The organism is Hymenobacter sp. H14-R3 (assembly GCF_030063445.1).
In the GTDB taxonomy this organism is placed as follows: Bacteria; Bacteroidota; Bacteroidia; order Cytophagales; family Hymenobacteraceae; genus Hymenobacter.
Genome location: NZ_JASITD010000003.1, coordinates 288494 through 306240, shown reverse-complemented (window position 1 = coordinate 306240; position 17747 = coordinate 288494). Strand labels below are relative to the sequence as shown.

The window sequence follows — 17747 nt, the reverse complement described above, 5'->3', positions numbered from 1 at the left end:
ACGTACCCCGCCTTGCCCCGGCAGGCGCGTTGCGCTTGCCGCAGCAACTGCCGCTCTGACTCCGAAAGCCCCACTTCCATAGCACAATTTTAAGCCCTAATTCGCATTTCACTTCGCGACGAGTATAGTGTCTTTTTTTCTGGCAGCTCCGTAGTTGTTAGTCGCTGGCAGGACACGGGGGACTTTCTTTACGCTGAAACCAGCCAGCTTGCCTGTTACCCGCCCATTATCTTCCTGCACATCGTGCGGCCGCCCCGGCCCGTATACCCGTTTTATGAGCCGTATTTTTCTGGTTGATGACCACACCATTGTGCGCGATGGCCTGCGGGCGCTGCTGGCCGGCGAGCCAGATTTAGAGGTTGTGGGCGAGGCTAGCAATGGCCAGGAGCTACTCGACCGCCTGCCTGCCTGCCCCGCCGACCTCGTGCTGCTCGATGCCAACATGCCCGTGCTCGATGGCCTGGCCACCACCTTGCGCCTGCGCGCCGAGTACCCCCAGGTACGGGTGCTCGTGCTGAGTATGCTGGCGCACGAGCGCTACATCGGGCAGCTGTTTGACGCGGGCGCGCTGGGCTACGTGCTCAAAAGCGCCGAGAAAGGGGAGATTCTGGTGGCTATTCAGACGGTGCTTGCCGGGCGGCAGTTCCTGTGCAGTGACCTGGGCCTCAATATGCTGCGTAAAGTATTGGCCAAGGACGATGAGTCCGATGAAACCACGAAGGTCAGCCAGCTGTCGCGCCGCGAAACCGAGGTATTGCAATTACTATCCGAAGGCTTGACTACCAATGAGATAGCCGAAAAGCTGTTTACCAGCAAACGCACTATTGAAACGCACCGCCAGAACATTCTGGAAAAAACCCAGACGAAGAATACCGCCGCCCTCATTCGCCTGGCCGTTACGCAGGGCCTGCTCACGTAAGCAGGGCCCAGGCAGGTTTTCAGCGCAAGCAGGCCTGGTCTCCTTACGGGGGCCAGGCCTGCTTGCTTTTCATGTATAACTAACAGTTAATCAGGCCGTACTGGCTAGTTCTTTTTGGCTTTGGCAACCAGCGCTTTGGGGGCCGCCTCGGTAGGGCGAATGGGGCCGCGCCGGCTGGTGAGGCCACCTTTGCGGCCCGCCTCACGGGCCTCGTCGGCCGTCCACTTGTGGCCTTGGCCGCTGGCGTGCGAGGCTTTACCACCTTCACTGGCAATGCGGCGCTGCTCGGCGGGGTCCATGCTGGCAAAGCCCCGGCGACTGGTGCGGCTACCATCACCGATGCGGGCGGCCGGGCGGGCTTTGAGCGTTAGCACGCCGGCGGCAGTAGCGTTTAGAACCGATTTCATAGGAGTAGGGGAAAAGGTGAACTGGTGAACTGGAGGGCCGGGGAGTCTTGTACTGACTGCCCAACGGCAAAAGGCCCGATAACGTCCACCTTTTCGCTCCTAAAAAGCTAGTTTTCAAGCTAATTACCGATTTATACGGAGGACCTATACGAGTTTTTCGCGGCAAGCACACGCACCGAACGGCGCAACCTGCGGAAAACACGTAGCTGAACAATACGCAGGGCTTAGGCACCCCCATCGCAACCGTAAACAGGTATTTATACCTAGGTAAAATCACGCGTACTACGGAGCCAACTCTCTGACTGGCAACTGTATCTTTGCCTCATTGCTCTCTTAACCTTCCCCGCGCGCTATGACGAATACCTTCTTCCTCCTCATCCTCCCCACGCGCTCGCTCACCATTCACCTGGGCAGCCACCAGCAGCGGGTGGGGCTTAGCCTGCGCGGGGGCTGCTCGAGCGCCGCCGACGCGGCGCACTTGGGCCAGGCCATGCAGCTCCTGCTCGACCGCCATCCCACCCAGGCCTGGATTGATACGCAGCTGCTGCACTCGCTCAGCCAACTGGGCCAGCAAGCCTTGCTACGGGCCGACACTAGCGGCAAACAGGCCGGCGTGGCCGTGCACTGGTGCGGGCTGCCCGCCCCGCTCCGCCACGACCTGAGCGCCAGTGGCCTGGGCCAGCAGCTTGACTTACAGCCCGCCAGCAGCTTTGAGGGGCCCGAGTTTTTGCTCCCCGTCCGGGCCGCCGCCAGCACGCACCAACCCGGGTACCTGCCGGCGGCCTAGGCGGCGGGGCCGGCCAGCAGCCACTCTTGCAGCCGGGCCTTGAGCTCGGCGGCGGCCAGGCCGCGGTAGATTTCGCCGTGGCGCACGAGGCTCATCTGGCCGGTTTCTTCGCTCACTACCAGCACCACGGCGTCGGTGGCTTCGGTGAGGCCCAGGGCGGCGCGGTGGCGCAGGCCCAGGGCGGCGGGCACCTCGGGGTTCTGGCTCACGGGCAGGATGCAGCGGGCGGCCACCAAGCGGCCCTGGGCCACTATCACGGCCCCATCGTGCAGGGGCGAGTTTTTGTTGAAAATGGCCAGCAGCAGGCGCTTGCTGGGCTCGGCATCGAGCCGGTCGCCCGATTCGGCGTAGAAACTAAGGTCGGAGGTGAGCGTGAAGCAGATGAGCGCGCCGGTTTCTTTGCCGGCCAGGCTTTTGGCGGCCTCCACAAAGGCCACAATGCTGGGCGCGCCCGCGGGCTGGCCACTGGGCCGCCGCCACCAGCCCAGCGGGCCGCCGCCCTCCAGCGCTACTTTACCCACATTAAGCAAAAACCGCCGGATTTCCTGCTGAAACAGGATGATGCTGGCCAGCACGCCCACGCTCATAAACTGCCCCAGAATGGCCGACAGCAGCCCCAGGCCCAGCGCATTCACCACCAGGTACACCAGGTAGAGGCTCAGCAGCCCGAGCGCGACATTGAGGGCCACCGAGCCGCGCAGCAGCTTATAGAGCTGGTACAGCAGCCAGGTCACGAGCAGCACATCGGCCACATCGACCAGCCCGACGTGCAGGAAGTAAAAGGGAAAAGGGAGGGACAAGGCAGCGGCGGTTAGACTACAACAAAGAACGGCCGCTCCGCCGCCGTGGGCAAGGTGAGCAGGCATTATCCTCAGCTTTCGCTTACCAGAGCGGCAGTTCCTGGGTTAGCTGACCTTACTTTCAGGAAGCAATAGAATTTCTGGGATTTTGAAAAATATTTTATTTATTCAACTAATTGAGTATTATTGCTTACGCAAATACCAACCCCTCTTACTTACATCCCCTTTTCCACTTAGCGTATGAGAAAGCTCTTTACCCAAATTAGCTTATGTTGGGTGCTTATCGGCACTATACTAGTAGCTTGCAAAAAGGACGTTACCCCGTGGCAGCCCGTGCTCAGCACGGCTAGCAAGGCAACCGCGCCCTCGCTGGCGGAGCTAAAAGCTTGGTATGCCGGGCGGGCCAGCGCCAGTCATACCCGGCTGAAGAGTACAAGCGCCTCCCGCACGGCTTCGGCTACTCAGGCCGACTCGCTGAACTGGCTAGCCATTCAGTGGGAGCAGCTTGACACCATCGCCAATGGGGCCGAGCCGCTGGCGTTTCTGCCCATTCAGGGCGGCCCGGTCGGCTTTACCAGCCAGTACCAGGGTTACCGGCGCGTAGTGATGGGCAAAAAGGCGGGCAGCCCACCCAGCGGGGTCATCATCGAGGTCATTCACAAGGGCACTGCGCTCGGCGCGCCGGAAATAAATCACGTGTTTAGAGCGCTCTACACGGCCCAGCAGCAGGGCCAGGTAGCTCAACTAGCCGGCTTCACGGGGTTCACGGCGTTTTACTCCCGGGAAAACTACTACCTCACGGGCCGCGCCTATCAGGCCGGGGTGCCCTCGGCCGGCCCAAAGTGGCTCAGCTCCTTCCCGGTCGTGGACAAGGCTACCCGCCAGTCGGGCACCGCCCGCACGGCGGATGTAGACATTACGTGCGTGGCCTCGGTGGTGAACCCCTCTACCTCCCTAGAATCCAGGGAGGACATTGTCATCTGGAACTGCTCAGTTAGCGGCGGCGGCGGCGGTGGGCCTACGGGCGGCGGCACTACCGGCGGTACTACGGGCGGCGGCACTACCGGCGGGGGCTACCCTGGGGGCACGGGCGGGGGCAACAGTGGCGGCGGGGGCAGCAACGGCTCCATCCCGAACGAGCAGTACGACGACGGCAGTGGCAACGGCTACGGCGGCTACCCCACAAGTGGGGGCAGTAGTCCTGCTGCCACTACGACCATTATAAAAGATAACCTACCCCCTTGTATGCAGGCAATTCTTGCCTCTTTACAAAAAACGAATGGCAATGATATCGGCGGAATATTCGCGTTACTAGGCAATAGCACAACTGTTACTTGGACGATAAAAACTGGTATTATTCCTCCATCCTCTAATAGTACTCAGGCACCTAACGCGATTACAGAAACCTTGGGAAGTACTCCCTTTGAGGTTACTACAACTCTGCAAAGCAGCTATGTTTCACAGGCAACAAATGTTGCCGTAGCCAGAACATTAATCCACGAATCGCTCCATGCTTACTTGGGGCGATGGGGAAGGCTTAGTAATATGCCGCCGAATGCCACCTTGGATGAGCTATTAGAGGGGTATATGAAGGGCACTGGCTTCAGTCCAGAAGACCAACATGCGTTGATGTCAGGTATTGTAAGCCAAATGGCTGATGCGCTACAGAACTATTGCAATCAGAATGGTATCCTCTTATTTCATGAGCGAGCAGAAGACCTTTTTTGGAGTGGCCTAACAAAAACACCTGCATACAAGCTACTTTCTCCGGCGCGGCAAGATATGATTACAAGAGAAAACAATGCTGAACAACAGAATATAAATGTACCCAATCCGGCTCCGACAGGTGTTGACATTACCCCACAGGGAAAAAAGGCTTGTTAGCAAGTATAAAATTATATTTATTAAAATAAAATATGACTTTCTATAGGTTCTTTCTTATTTGCACGGCACTCGCGTTTTTTTTCACGCACCCCTACCAGGCGCTGGGCCAGCAACTGGACTGTTTGGCCGGTAGCCTACCCGGCAGCCAATACGACCAATACGTAGAAATTACCAACGTCGGCCTTTCGGCTACGCACGTGCAAACTAGGCGAATGCGGCAGGGCAAAAGCGAGTTTGTGGATATCATCAACGTGCTGGCGGACAACATTTTTTTTCTTCGACAGGAAGCCTCCTTTGCGGGTAGTGGACTAAACGACCCGTATGTCAGCGACCAATTGCTGGTCACGATGGCCGTGCTACCCGACCCGGCAACTGGGCGGGTAATGTGGGTGCCGCTGGACCCCGATAGCCTCGCCACCCAACATACCGCATCACTAACGGCCGTTTTGCACGACTGCTACGCCCGGCTCTTCGCCTACAAGGCAGCCCTGCCCTACGCCAATGCCCTGACCCGCCGCCTCGACCTGCGGCCCGTCATCTGGCGCGCAGGCCGCCGCTGGACCACCCGCAACATGGTACTCACCGAATACTTCCTGGTGCGCCGCAAGCCTCAATGGTTCATAGAGGGCAGCGACAACGTTACTCTCAACTATAAGGCCCGCGTGTTTTCGCGCGCCGACCTGACCGCCCTCCAGCGGAGGGTGGCAGTGGCCTTCCCTAAGGAGGAGGAGCGCCCGCCGGTAGATGGCGAGTTGCAAACCAAGCTGCTGCTGGAGCGGCAAGACGGGCTGACCTATTCGTTCTGGTCTACCCAGCCCCAGGTAACCGACCTGGAGCCGGAGCTAGTCTACTCTGGAGTGGTTGAGCTGCAATTCCGACCAGGCATTGGTATGGTTTCGGGTAAGTTTCCGACCTACTTTCACCTGAACGATATATCCACAGCCAATACCTTCTTTGAGGTAGTGAGCCTGACGCATCTGCCCGACAACTAATCGTATGCTGCGTACTTCCCTTTTTTCACTGCTGCTAACGCTAGTGCTATCTAGCAGCCAGGCAGCCTGGGGGCAATTCAAGCCCGCCTCCAGTACCCAGCCGCTGCCCTATGCCGAGGGCCGGCTCTACATGCTGGTGCCAACTACTGGGGTGCGGGCTACCCACGTGCGCACCCAGCGGCTGCGGGCGAAGGGGCAGGAGTTTTTGGACTTGGTGAATGTGATTCTACCCGCTGCCTTTGTTCAACAGCAGCTCATCGCCAGCGGCGACCTGGGGCCCACGGGCTTATACCCCACCGATGAACTATTAGTGACTATGACCATCCTGCCCGACCCCAATTCTGGTCGTGTGCAGTGGCTCCCCATCCGGCTCGATACCCTGGCCCAAGCTCGGCAGGTGACCTGGCCCGCCGTGGCCGGCGATTGCTACACACGCTTATTTAACTATAAGGCGGCACGCGAGGCTGAAGTGGACTGGTCGCGCCGACGCCTGGATTTGCGCCCGGTGCTCAAGCAGGGTAATCAATACTTCACGCCCAAGCAGCAGGTATTAACGGAATATTTCGTACTGCGCAATACCAGAACTTGGTATCCTACTTCGGGTGACAATGCCACTATCAATTGCCTGGCCCAGCCTTTTTTACCAGCCACTTATCTCAAAGAGCAGGATGCTGCTAGCGCTGCCAGTCCACCGGGCCAGCCTGCCCCCCGATTGCGCGAGGAGCTAGGTACCAAGCTACTTCTGCAAAAGGCAGAGGGCCAAGTATATACTTTCTGGTCGTTCCCTCCTGCTAGTACGGCTGGCGTGGATGGCTTGCTCACTGCATATGGAGTGGGCGACCTGCGCTTTCAGCCTCAAGTAGGCCTTATCAGTGGGCGCTACTCCTCCTATTTTGGGGCGATTATCAATGCGGAAGACCGGTTCTTTGACCTTATCAGTATTGAGTTGCTTTCTGCCAAATAGACACCCCTTTTATTAGGACCAAAAAGACATCGTTATCTGGACGTGTACGGTCAGCGGCGGTGGGGGCAGCCCGCCTACTGGGGGCGGCGGGGGCAGCAACGGCCCCATTCCCAACAAGCAGTACGACGGCGGCAACGGCTACGGCGGCTACCCCCCAAGTGGGGCAGTAATAGCCCTATTGCAACTAATGAGGAGGGCCGGTTTTTGACTTAACCGGTATTGAGCCACTTTACCCGCAAGAAATAGAGATGCATGGAAAATCCTAATAACCTGATTTTTTATGCTGCTTAAACTCCTCACCAGCCGGTCACCAGCTCAACCGTCTGCCGGGCCTCGGCCACGTCGTGCACGCGCAGCAGGCGCGCGCCGCCTTGCAGAGCCAGTACGTGCAGGGCGGTGGTGCCGTTGAGGGCCGTTTCGGGGCCCAGGCCCAGGGGCTTGTACACCATGGCCTTGCGCGATAGGCCCACCAGCAGGCCGTAGCCCAGCGGGGCCAGCTCGGGCAGGCGGCGCAGCAGGGCGTGGTTGTGGATGGGCGTTTTGGCAAAGCCGAAGCCGGGGTCGAGCAGCACGTCGGGCAGGGGTTGGCCGCCGTTGGCTTGGCGTAGTTTGGCGAGCTGGTCGCGGAAGAAGCGCAGCAGCGTGAGCACCAGGTCATCGTCGTACTGGGATAATGCTCTCATAGTCTGCGGGTTGCCTTTGATGTGCATGAGGCAGTAGGGCACCCGCAGGCGGGCCACGGTGGGCAGCATGTCGGCGTCGAGGGTGCCGCCGCCGATGTCGTTGATGAGGTCGGCCCCGGCGGCCACGGCCGCGGCGGCCACGCTGGCCCGGAAGGTATCGGCCGAGATAAACGCCTGCGGAAACTCGCGGCGCAGGGCTTCGAGGGCGGGCAGCAGGCGGGCCTGCTCCTCGGCGGGGCTGATGTCGTCGGCCCCCGGGCGCGAGCTGTAGCCGCCCACGTCGAGGGCGGCGGCCCCGGCGGCGAGCATAGCTTCGGCGCGGCGCAGCAGGTCGGCCGCGGGGCTGCCGCCGAGGCGCGAGCCGGGGTAAAACGAATCGGGCGTGACGTTGAGAATACCCATTACCTGGGGCCGGCGCAGGTCGAGCAGGCGGCCGTGGGGGCTCTTTAGTACGTGCGTAAATGAGTAAGTGAGTAAGGGGGAGGACGTAGCGGCAGGGAGCATTGCGGGGGTGGGAGGAAGGCGAATGGCGGTTAAATATCCGGCATTGCGGGCGAACTTGCGGGGGTTTTCGGGTGGGTGTTTTCACCGCAGAAGACGCAGAGGGGTACGCAGAAGAACCGCAGAAGTCGGCCAGCTCCTTCACTCATTCACTCCTTCACCCCTTCACTCCTTGACCACCCCTGCCCACTACGACCTGATTCTGAGCCGCTGCCGCGAGCTGTTTTTGGCCAAAACCCACGACTATGGCACGGCCTGGCGCATTTTGCGCCTGCCCTCGGTCACGGACCAGCTATTTATCAAGGCCAACCGCATTCGCACTATTCAGGAAGTAGGCACCCAGAAAATTGCCGATGGCGTGGACGAGGAGTTCGTGGCCATCATCAATTACTGCCTCATTGCCCTCATGCAGTTGCGCTTGCCGGCCACCGCGCCCCTCGACCTGCCCCCCGACGAGGTAGCCGCCGCCTACGCCCATGAAAACGCCCTCAACCGCGAGCTGCTGCTGGCCAAAAACCACGACTACGGCGAGGCCTGGCGCCAGATGCGCGTGAGTAGTATTACCGACCTTATTCTCATGAAGTTGCACCGCATCAAGCAACTCGAAAACCTGGGCGGCGCGGCCCTGGTGAGCGAGAGCGTGGAGGGCGGCTACCGCGACATGCTCAACTACGCCGTGTTTGCCCTCATTTTGCGCGAAAACGCGGCATGAGCCGGCGCTCGCGCATATTGGCGAAGCGGTTGGTGCCACGTTTCTGGCTGGCGCTCCGTTATGGCCCCGGTTACTTCCTTTGTAAGTAGCGGCTGCGCAAAAGGCAGTTGTCGTTGCGAGCATGTTGCGCCCTTGCATGATGCGCATCATGCTCGCAATGAAGGGTGTTTCTGCGTAAACCCTTACTCAACACCAAGCTTACAGCTAGTAGCTAAAACCCAACGGCTCATTCCCTATATGCCCACTTCCAGCCTCGCGCCCGCCCCTCCTGCTCAGCATCGCCTCCGCATTTTTACGCGGGTGTGCTGGCTGCTGCTGGGCGTTTTGTTCATCTTTTCGGGCCTCATCAAGCTCAACGACCCGGTGGGCACGGCCTACAAGCTGGAAGAATACTTTGAGGTATTTGCCATCGACGTGCCCTGGCTGGGCTGGCTCTTTAGTACCCTCAAGGACTCTAGCCGCTTGCTGAGCGTGGCGCTCAGCTCGCTCGAAGTTATTTTGGGGGTGGCGCTGCTGCTGCGCTGGTACCTGCGCCAGGTGCTGCACCTGCTGCTGGCGCTGCTGGTGTTTTTCACGTTTCTCACTTTCTACTCGGCGGCCCTCAACCGGGTCACGGACTGCGGCTGCTTCGGCGATTTCATCAAGCTCACGCCCTGGACGTCGTTTACGAAAGACGTGTTTTTGCTGGTGTTGTGGGCCGTTACGTTCAAAGGCCTGCGGTTTTTGCGGCACTCGTTTGTGAGCGGCATGGCCGGACTCATGACCATGACGTTTGCCAGCGCGCTGGTCATTGGCATTGGGGTGCGGGCGCTGGGGCACCTGCCGTACTTCGACTTTTTGCCCTATAAAGTGGGCAACAACATTCCGAGCCTGATGAAGCCCGCCGAGGCCCCGCGCTACCGCTACACCTTTGAGCGCAACGGCCAAACGATGGAAGCGAGCGAGTTTCCGACCGACTCGACCTGGAAATACAAAGCCATGACGGTGCTCAACCCGCTAAAATCGACGCCCATTGTTACCGATTTTGTGATTTCTGACCTGGAAGGCAATGACATAACCCAGCAGGTGCTAACGGGCAATAAGCTGATTCTCATTGTTCAAAACACCAACAAGGCCGACCGTGAGCGCTTCGAGCAGTTCAACGCCCTGTTTGCCCAGGCCGCCAAGTCGCGCAAGAAGATTGACGTGCTCACCATCACGAGCACGGCGGCCAGCAAGTTCGACTCGTTTCGGCACGATGTGAACCTGGCCACGCCCTTCGCCTTCGCCGATGCCACGGTGCTCAAGTCCATCATCCGCTCTAACCCCGGCCTGCTGGTACTGCACAACGGCACCGTGATGGCCAAGTACCACTACCACGACATTCCGGCGCTGTACCAGGTCGAGAAGGCGCTGTAGCAATTTTCGTTTTTCGTTGCTCGTTTTTCGCCCGCTGCTTCGGCGAGAACCGGCCACCCACAAAAAGCGCGCAACTAAAAGCGCGCAACTAAAAAACGAAAAGACATGCTCACTTTCCTTCTGCGTCGCCTGGGTCAGGGCCTGCTTGTGCTGGTGGGCGTGGCCTGCACGGTTTTTTTCCTGTTTAATGTGCTGCCCGGCGACCCGGCCGCCCTGCTGGCCGGCCAGCGCTCGGACGTGGCCACCAAGGCCGCCATTCGGGCCGACCTGGGCCTCGACCAGCCGCTGCCCGCCCGCCTGCTGGGCTACCTCAACGATGCCTCGCCGCTGGGCCTGCACCCGCGCGACTCGGCCGGGGTGGCGCGCTACGGCGGCGTGGCGCTGCTGCCGCTGGGCTCGCGCGCTCTGGTGCTGAAGTGGCCCTACCTGCGCCGCTCGTTCCAGAGCAACCAGGACGTGCTCAGCATCTTGCTCGACCGCTTTCCGGGTACGCTGTGGCTGGCGCTGGCGGCTATGCTGCTGGCGGCCGTGGGCGGCATTGCGCTGGGCGTGGCGGCGGCGCTGCGGCCCCAGTCGTGGCTCGACCGTATTTTGGTAACTACTTCGGTATTAGGCATTTCGGTACCGTCATTTGTGGCGGGCATTCTCATTGCCGTGAGCTTCGGCTTTTACTGGAGCCACTGGACGGGCCTGAGCCTCACGGGCCAGCTCTACGAAACCGACCCCTTCACCGCCGAGCGCCACCTGGCGCTGCGCAACCTGCTGCTGCCAGCCATCGCGCTGGGCGTGCGCCCGCTGGCCATCATCATGCAGCTCACGCGCTCCTCCATGCTCGATGTGCTGAGCCAGGACTACATCCGCACCGCCCGGGCCAAGGGCCTGAGCCCCGGCCGCACGGTGTGGCACCACGCCCTGCGCAACGCCCTCAACCCGGTGGTCACGGCCGTGTCGGGCTGGCTGGCCTCGCTCATGGCGGGCGCCTTCTTCATCGAATATATCTTCAACTGGAAAGGCCTGGGCACCACTACCTTGCGCGCCGTAGAAAACCTCGATTTCCCGGTGGTAATGGGCGCTACGCTTTTTGTGGCCGCCATTTTCGTGCTGGTGAACATCGCCGTCGACATGCTGTACGCCGTGCTCGACCCGCGGGTGCGAATCAGTTAACCTTTAACTGTTTGTCCTTGCGAGCATGTTGCGCTCCACCGCGCCCTTGCTTGATGCGCATCATGCTCGTAAGGACAAAGTGCTTGTTATAAGGCCATTAACAATGAACCAGGCTTTGACCCCATGAATCACCTCTACCTCATTGGCCTGCCGGCATCGGGCAAAACCACGCTGGGGCGGCAGCTGGCCGCGCACTACGGCCGGGGCTTTCTCGACCTCGACCAGCGCATTGTGGCCGACGCGGGGCAGTCGATACCCGAGATTTTTGCCCGTGAGGGCGAAGACGGGTTTCGGCGGCGCGAGGCGGCGGCGCTGGCGGCCGTGGCCCGGCACCCCGGCCGGCCGCTGGTGGTGGCTACCGGCGGCGGCACGCCCTGCTTTCATGATAACCTGGCGGTGCTGCACGCCTCCGGCTTTGCGCTGTGGCTCGATGTGCCGCTGGCCGAGCTAAAGCGCCGCCTGGCGCGGCGCAACCAGGCCGCTACCCGGCCGCTGCTGGCCGCCACCACGGCCGCCGCTACGCCCCAGGAGGCCCTGGCCGACTGGCTCGACCGAACCCTGGCGGCCCGTTCGCGGTTCTATGCCCAGGCGCGGCTGCGCCACCCAGGCGGCCCAGCCGCGGAAGTAGCCACCGCGCTCGAAGCCGCTGGCTTCCAGCCGTAGCCGCGTGTAACCGCACGGCGGCGCGTGGCGTAACTTTGTGAATTAGGTTGATTTTTTAGGTATTAAGCAAGTTTTAGCGTTCGTATGGCTACCCTACCCGACACCCCTACCGCTCCGGCGGCGGCCCCGGTCCGGCCCAAGCATAAGGGCTCGGCCCAGCTCTTTAAAAACCCCATGCTGGAGCGGCTTTCGCACACGCACATTGCGCTGCCGGTGAGCATTTTTATCGCTACGGCCCTCGTGAGCCTGTATTACGGCTTCACGCGCGGCTTCCTGTCGGGCTTTTCAGCGCTGGGCTTGTTCCTTGGTGGCTGGTTGCTGTTTACGTTTGCCGAGTACCTGGTGCACCGCTACTTATACCACATTCCGGCTACCTCGCCGGGCCGGGCCAAGTTTCAGTACACCATGCACGGCGTGCACCACGAGTACCCTAAGGATGAAACCCGCCTGGCCATGCCGCCCATTATCACGGTGTTTGTAGCCTCGCTGCTGTTCTTCATTTTCCGGTTTGTGTTTGGCACCTGGGCGTTCGGCATTCTGGCCGGTTTCACGTTTGGCTACGCGCTGTATCTATTTGTGCACTACGCTATTCACGTGTACGCGCCGCCGAAAAACTTTCTCAAAGTGTGGTGGACGCACCACGCCCAGCACCACTACCGGCAGGATGAAATTGCCTTCGGGGTTAGCAGTACCCTCTGGGACCACATTGTGGGCACCATGCCCACCAAGCGGGCCGAGTAGGCCTCAGCAAGTACTCATCAAAAAAGGCGCGGCCCCCGAACGGGGGCCGCGCCTTTTTTCTTGTCAAGCAGTGAGTTACGTTGTTTTAAGTTCTACGCACTCTTGCAGAATTATTAAGAATCAAGCAGTTAACTTCTTAATTAATTCCGAAGCTGCACAGCCTTATACCGAGGTGCCGTTGCCACCGCCGCCGCCCATCTTGGTAACCAGCCACCACACCAGGGCCACTACCAAAAACACGCCGATGATGCCCACCCAGGCACCTGCCTTAAAGATGTCGCCAATGGCGGAACAGCTGCTGAGCGTGGTAACCATCAGCACCAACGCAAACAGGGAGAATAAACGGGAAGTAGTCATTAGAATAAGCAGAAGATGAAGAAAATACGGCGTGGCGCTACTGAGCGGCCCCCGTAACTTGGACTTACTTAAATACCCCGAAAAAGGTTGGCGCGGCAGTGCCCCCGCGGGGCGGGGCTGCGTAAAAAGTAACTCATCCGGTCTTTTTACAGCACATTTACGCTCACTATGACTATTCCCACGCTGAAGGCCGATTTCGAGCGCCACTTTGGGGTGCCGCCCGACCTGTTGCTGCGCGCCCCCGGCCGCATTAACCTCATTGGCGAGCACACCGACTACAACGATGGCCTAGTGCTGCCGGCCGCCATCGATAAGGAAATCCGCTTTGCGATGCGCCTCAACGGCACCGACCAAATCCGGCTGGCGGCCCTCGACTTTGACGCGACCTACGAGGTGGCGGTAGCTGCTATTGCGCCCATTCCGGATGGCCACTGGGCCAACTACCAGCTGGGCGTGGTGGCTGGGCTGCTTCGGCACGGGGCCGTAGTGCCGGGTTTCGACTGCGCCTTTGGGGGTGATATTCCGACCGGGGCGGGCATGTCGTCGTCGGCCGCCCTGGAGTGCGGCGTGGCCTGGGGCCTCAACGAGCTGCTGCACCTGGGCCTCGACAACATGACGCTGGCCCACCTGGCCCAGAAGGCCGAGCACGAGTACGCCAAGGTGATGTGCGGGCTCATGGACCAGTTTGCCAGCCTCTTTGGCCGGGCCGGGCACGTGGTAGAGCTCGACTGCCGCTCGCTCGAATACGCCTACTTTCCCTTCGACACCGCCGCCTGCCGCCTGGTGCTTTGCAACTCGGGCGTGAAGCACGCGCTGGCCGACAGCGAGTACAACACCCGCCGCCAGGAGTGCGCCCGCGGCGTAGAAATACTACAAGCTAAAAACCCCAAAATCAAGGCGTTGCGCGACGCTACCCTGCCCGACATCGAAGCCGCTCAGGCCGAGCTGGGCGAGGTAGTAGCCAAGCGCTGCCGCTACGTGGTGGAGGAAAACCAGCGCGTGCGCGACCTCACGGCCCACCTCGCCAAGAACCAGTCGCTGGCCGAAGTGGGCGCGCTGCTCTACGCCAGCCACGCCGGCCTGCGCGACGACTACCAGGTGAGCTGCCCCGAGCTCGACACCCTCGTGGAGCTGAGCCGCCAGGCCCCCGGCTGCTACGGCGCCCGCATGATGGGCGGCGGCTTCGGCGGCTGCACCCTCAACCTGGTAGCCACCGACAAAGTGAAAGTTTTTCTGGCCCACATGAAGCAGGGCTACCACGACCAGCTGGGCCTCAAGCTCGATACCTACGTGACGACCTTGGCCGACGGCGTGGGCGAGTTTTTGAATGAGGAGTAGCTTATGTGGGAAGTTGGCGCTGAGGTACGCTGAGTTTTGACGTCCGCGCGCAGCGTACCCCAGCGGCAACTTCCCAAACGGCACCGCCCCGTACCGAATCGACAACAGCCACCGATTTTAACCTATCCTGATGTTTGATTTCACCGAACAGCCACACCGCCGTTTCAACCCCCTGCTCGATGAGTGGGTCCTCGTATCGCCGCACCGCTCCAAGCGCCCCTGGCAGGGCCAGCAGGAAAAGCCGCAGCCCGACGAGCGCCCCACCTACGACCCCACCTGCTACCTCTGCCCCGGCAACACCCGCACCAGCGGCGACGTGAACCCGAAGTACGCGCACCAGTTTGTGTTCGACAACGACTTTGCGGCGCTGCTGCCCGCGGGCGAAGGCGGCACCTACGAGGAGGGCGGCCTGCTGCGCGCCGAAGCCGAAACCGGCCACTGCCGCGTCATCTGCTTCTCGGCGCGCCACGACCTCACGCTGCCCGAAATGCCCAGGTCGGAAATACGCCGCGTGGTGGATGTGTGGACCGATGAATTCCGCACGCTCGGGGCCGACCCGACTATTAATTACGTGCAAATATTTGAGAATAAGGGCTTTATGATGGGCTGCTCGAACCCGCACCCGCACGGCCAAATATGGAGCGAGCGCACCGTGCCCGACCTGCCCGCCCGGGAAAGCCGCGCCCAAAAGGCGTACTTCGCGCAGCACGGCCGCACCTTGCTCAGCGACTACCTCGCCATTGAGGAGAAGACCAAAACCCGCTTCGTAGTCGAAAACGAGACGTGGGTAGTGCTGGTACCCTTCTGGGCGGTGTGGCCCTTCGAAACGCTGGTGCTGCCGCGCCGCGCCGTGCCGGACCTCACCCAACTCACGGAGCAGGAGCGCGATGGCCTGGCCGATATTATCAGCCAGCTCACCATTAAGTACGATAACCTGTTCGAAATCAGCTTCCCGTACTCGGCCGGCTTCCACCAGCGTCCCACCGATGGCGCCGACTACCCCGAGTGGCACCTGCACATGCACTTTATGCCGCCGCTACTGCGCTCGGCCACAGTGAAAAAGTTTATGGTGGGCTACGAGCTGCTGGCCAACGCCCAGCGCGACATCACCGCCGAGCAGGCCGCCGAGCGCCTGCGCGCGCTGCCGGCCGTGCACTACAAGGCCGCCACTGCGGCAGCCAAGTAGCCCCAATTTTTTTTCCTCAGCGCAGCACTGCCCCGGTCGGCCGGCGAAGCCGGCCGACCGGGGCACGCACCTTGGCCCCACAAGCAAATTAATATCTAAATATTTTGTAATCAGGTAGTTATAATAACTACTGCAGTAGTGCAGCGGGACCTTGGTAGCCCGTGGCGGGCAGCAGGCTCAGCAGCAGGTGCAGGCCGGTGGTGGTGAGCTGGGTGAGCACGGCGGGCTCCAGGCCGCACCAGTAGAGGGTGCGCCCCGCCAGCCGGGCCCGCTGGTTGGCGTTGAAAACGGCCCGCTGGCCCTGCCAGTTGAGTGAGGTGAGGTACCGGCAGTCGACCCAGATGAGCATCGAGCCCACGGCCACCATCTCGTCGATGGCCTTTTCGAGCTGCTGGGCCGGGCCGGTGCCCTGGCAACTGCCGCGCAGGCTGAGGCCAGCCGCCGCAGCATTATTGCTGCGGTGCACGGTGAAAGCAATAGTGGTTTCCATAGCAGAATGAGTGTGTGTAATCTTTTTAAGATTAAATTACACAAAACTACTACCTAAGAAAGTTTCACACGTGCGGCAATTACTGATTTTTTCCTGGAGATAAACCGCAATTTTAGGCTCCTTCGGGGCCACCCGGGGCCACTACTGGTATTTGCAGGAAGAAACCCGTGCCCCGCCCCGGCCGCGACTGCACCGTGACGGTGCCGCCCAGCAGCCCCGCCCGCGTGCGAATGCCGGCTAGCCCAATGCCCAGGGGCGGGCCCTGCACTGCCTCGGGGGCCAGGCCCACGCCATCGTCTTCCACACTGAGATAGAGCTGACCATCTTCCTGGCTCACTTGCACGAATACTTCCTGAGCCTGCGCGTGCTTCATCACATTGTTAAGCAGCTCTTGCACAATACGATATACTGCCGTAGTCAGCAACAGGGGCAGCGGCTGCCCCAGGTTGCGCAGGTTGAGGTCGACGGTGAGGCTGCCCGGAATGCGGCTCACCAGCTCTTGCAGGGCCACGGTCAGGCCAAAGTCTTCGAGGATGGTGGGCGTGAGCTCGAAGGAAATGCTGCGCGTGGCAATAATAGCTTCATTCACAAGCGATTGACTGGCCCGCACGGCCTCGGTGGGGGGCAGGGCATCGAGGTGCAGGCGGGTGCCGTAGAGCAGCTGGCCCACGCTGTTGTGCAGGGCCTCGGCAATGCGGCGGCGCTCCTCCTCCTGGGTGGTGAGGATGGCAGCCAGCAGCTCTTGCTGCTGGCGCACGGCGGCTTCCTTGAGCTGCTCGGAGTCGGTAATGTCGAGGGCAAACACGACGACCTCCTGCCGCTGGGCGTCGAAAAAGCCCGAGCAGTGCAGCACCATCGTCCGCTCCTGGTGGGTGAGGTGCAGCACGTAGCTTTCGCGGTGGCCGGCCAGCAGCCGCTGAAAGTGCGGCGCGGTGGCCGGAAACAGCCTGGCCGCTACCTGGCCCACCAGCTCGTTGTCGGCCAGGCCCAGCCGGCGCAGGGCTTGGCCCACCAGCTCGCGGTAGCAGCCATCGGGGCCCAGGCGCGCCAGCACCACGGGCATTTGCTGCACAATGGTATCGAGGAGGCGGTTTTTGGCGCTTAGCTCATCCTGGGCCTGGCGGCGGGCCGTTACGTCGAGCAGCACCAGGCGGCAGCTGCCGGGCAGCTGGCCCAGGGCATCGGCCTCGGCCTGCACCACGCCTTCGAGCTGGCCAAAGAAGGGCGTGTTGTCGGCGCGGCGCATGGCCAGCTCGCAACTCTGGCGCTGGCCGGGCTGGGCCCACAGGCGCGCCAGGAAGTGGGCCAGCTGGTCGCGGGCGGCGGGGGCCACAAACAGGGCCAGCCGCCGGCCCAGCAGCTGGCGGCGCTCCTGGCCCAGCAGCTGGCCGGTGCGCAGGTTGAGCTGGTGCAGCGTGCCGGTGGCATCGAGGGTGCAGTAGCCCACCGGCGCAAAATCGTAGAGGTCAAGGTATTGCAGGCGGCTGCGCTCGGCTTCGGCCTGGGCCAGCAGCAGCTCTTCGTACTGCATTTCGAGCTCTATCTGGTGCACTTGCAGCTCCTGCACCAGCTGCTGCACGTCGGGGGCGGTGCCGGGGGGCAGGCTGGCCGCCACCAGCCCGCGGCGCTCGGCACGGGCGCGCAGGCCTTGCAGAGCGGGGTGGGGGTCGGCGGGCGGCGGGGTGGGGGCGGGGCGTTTCATAGGCAAGGGCAGGTAGGCGCGGGCACAGCCGCGGCCGGGCGAACTGCTGGGAGCGCGCA

General features: G+C 61.4%; 20 protein-coding genes. 12 read left to right on the top strand and 8 right to left on the bottom strand.

Annotation, left to right across the window (positions count from 1 at the left end):
* Positions 1-274 precede the first annotated feature (274 nt).
* Positions 275-919 (top strand): response regulator, encoded by a 645-nt coding sequence (locus QMK33_RS05020; RefSeq protein ID WP_283563462.1) that lies wholly within the window; start codon positions 275-277, stop codon positions 917-919.
* A 104-nt stretch (positions 920-1023) separates the two neighbouring features.
* Here the strand turns inward: QMK33_RS05020 and QMK33_RS05015 are convergent, their stop codons facing one another.
* Entirely contained in the window at positions 1024-1326 is a 303-nt protein-coding gene (locus QMK33_RS05015; RefSeq protein ID WP_283563461.1) for a KGG domain-containing protein, read from the bottom strand.
* A 352-nt stretch (positions 1327-1678) separates the two neighbouring features.
* Here QMK33_RS05015 and QMK33_RS05010 point away from each other — a divergent pair, with 352 nt between their 5' ends.
* Positions 1679-2113 carry a hypothetical protein gene (locus QMK33_RS05010; RefSeq protein ID WP_283563460.1) on the top strand — a complete coding sequence of 145 codons (435 nt, stop codon included), beginning with the start codon at positions 1679-1681 and terminating at the stop codon, positions 2111-2113.
* Here QMK33_RS05010 and cdaA read toward each other — a convergent pair.
* The 3 genes from cdaA to QMK33_RS04995 form a co-directional block, all read right to left on the bottom strand.
* A complete protein-coding gene (gene cdaA, locus QMK33_RS05005) occupies positions 2110-2913 on the bottom strand; it encodes a diadenylate cyclase CdaA (protein ID WP_283563459.1) in 804 nt (267 codons plus the stop codon). The two genes, QMK33_RS05010 and cdaA, sit on opposite strands and share 4 nt — an antisense overlap.
* Positions 2914-3396: 483 nt before the next feature.
* Complete coding sequence (locus tag QMK33_RS05000) at positions 3397-3657, bottom strand: hypothetical protein (protein WP_283563458.1); 261 nt, start codon at positions 3655-3657, stop codon at positions 3397-3399.
* 68 nt (positions 3658-3725) lie between these two features.
* Positions 3726-3887 (bottom strand): hypothetical protein, encoded by a 162-nt coding sequence (locus QMK33_RS04995; protein WP_283563457.1) that lies wholly within the window; start codon positions 3885-3887, stop codon positions 3726-3728.
* 271 nt (positions 3888-4158) lie between these two features.
* Here QMK33_RS04995 and QMK33_RS04990 point away from each other — a divergent pair, with 271 nt between their 5' ends.
* The 3 genes from QMK33_RS04990 to QMK33_RS04980 are packed head-to-tail and all read left to right on the top strand — an operon-like array spanning position 4159 to position 6753.
* Positions 4159-4797, top strand: a complete 639-nt coding sequence (locus QMK33_RS04990) for a hypothetical protein (RefSeq protein WP_283563456.1) — start codon at positions 4159-4161, stop codon at positions 4795-4797.
* Positions 4798-4829: 32 nt separating this feature from the next.
* On the top strand, positions 4830-5789 hold the full coding sequence (locus tag QMK33_RS04985; RefSeq protein ID WP_283563455.1) for a hypothetical protein: 960 nt from the start codon (positions 4830-4832) through the stop codon (positions 5787-5789).
* 4 nt (positions 5790-5793) lie between these two features.
* On the top strand, positions 5794-6753 hold the full coding sequence (locus QMK33_RS04980) for a hypothetical protein (RefSeq protein ID WP_283563454.1): 960 nt from the start codon (positions 5794-5796) through the stop codon (positions 6751-6753).
* A 296-nt stretch (positions 6754-7049) separates the two neighbouring features.
* On the opposite strand, the gene folP is transcribed toward QMK33_RS04980, so the two are convergent.
* The gene (folP, locus tag QMK33_RS04975) at positions 7050-7940 is read right to left on the bottom strand and encodes a dihydropteroate synthase (RefSeq protein WP_283563453.1); all 891 of its coding nucleotides are present in this window, start codon (positions 7938-7940) and stop codon (positions 7050-7052) included.
* A 169-nt stretch (positions 7941-8109) separates the two neighbouring features.
* Between folP and QMK33_RS04970 the strand changes: the two genes are divergently transcribed.
* The 5 genes from QMK33_RS04970 to QMK33_RS04950 all read left to right on the top strand — a co-directional run bounded on the left by QMK33_RS04970 (position 8110) and on the right by QMK33_RS04950 (position 12615).
* Positions 8110-8649, top strand: a complete 540-nt coding sequence (locus QMK33_RS04970) for a DUF1599 domain-containing protein (RefSeq protein ID WP_283563452.1) — start codon at positions 8110-8112, stop codon at positions 8647-8649.
* Between the two features lie 237 nt (positions 8650-8886).
* On the top strand, positions 8887-10047 hold the full coding sequence (locus QMK33_RS04965; protein WP_283563451.1) for a BT_3928 family protein: 1161 nt from the start codon (positions 8887-8889) through the stop codon (positions 10045-10047).
* Positions 10048-10152: 105 nt separating this feature from the next.
* Positions 10153-11211 (top strand): ABC transporter permease, encoded by a 1059-nt coding sequence (locus QMK33_RS04960; protein WP_283563450.1) that lies wholly within the window; start codon positions 10153-10155, stop codon positions 11209-11211.
* A 123-nt stretch (positions 11212-11334) separates the two neighbouring features.
* A complete protein-coding gene (locus QMK33_RS04955) occupies positions 11335-11874 on the top strand; it encodes a shikimate kinase (RefSeq protein WP_283563449.1) in 540 nt (179 codons plus the stop codon).
* An 84-nt stretch (positions 11875-11958) separates the two neighbouring features.
* Complete coding sequence (locus QMK33_RS04950; protein WP_283563448.1) at positions 11959-12615, top strand: sterol desaturase family protein; 657 nt, start codon at positions 11959-11961, stop codon at positions 12613-12615.
* A gap of 162 nt (positions 12616-12777) precedes the next feature.
* Here the strand turns inward: QMK33_RS04950 and QMK33_RS04945 are convergent, their stop codons facing one another.
* Entirely contained in the window at positions 12778-12972 is a 195-nt protein-coding gene (locus QMK33_RS04945) for a hypothetical protein (protein ID WP_283563447.1), read from the bottom strand.
* A gap of 168 nt (positions 12973-13140) precedes the next feature.
* On the opposite strand from QMK33_RS04945, the gene galK reads away from it, so the two are divergent.
* Positions 13141-14310: a galactokinase gene (gene galK, locus QMK33_RS04940; protein ID WP_283563446.1), complete on the top strand. Its 1170-nt coding sequence runs from the start codon at positions 13141-13143 to the stop codon at positions 14308-14310.
* A gap of 130 nt (positions 14311-14440) precedes the next feature.
* On the top strand, positions 14441-15496 hold the full coding sequence (locus QMK33_RS04935; protein ID WP_349361681.1) for a UDP-glucose--hexose-1-phosphate uridylyltransferase: 1056 nt from the start codon (positions 14441-14443) through the stop codon (positions 15494-15496).
* Positions 15497-15623: 127 nt separating this feature from the next.
* Here QMK33_RS04935 and QMK33_RS04930 read toward each other — a convergent pair whose 3' ends face one another.
* Together QMK33_RS04930 and QMK33_RS04925 are read right to left on the bottom strand one after the other, a co-directional pair.
* On the bottom strand, positions 15624-15986 hold the full coding sequence (locus tag QMK33_RS04930; protein WP_283563445.1) for a hypothetical protein: 363 nt from the start codon (positions 15984-15986) through the stop codon (positions 15624-15626).
* 112 nt (positions 15987-16098) lie between these two features.
* Positions 16099-17688, bottom strand: a complete 1590-nt coding sequence (locus tag QMK33_RS04925) for a PAS domain-containing sensor histidine kinase (RefSeq protein ID WP_283563444.1) — start codon at positions 17686-17688, stop codon at positions 16099-16101.
* Positions 17689-17747 lie beyond the last annotated feature (59 nt).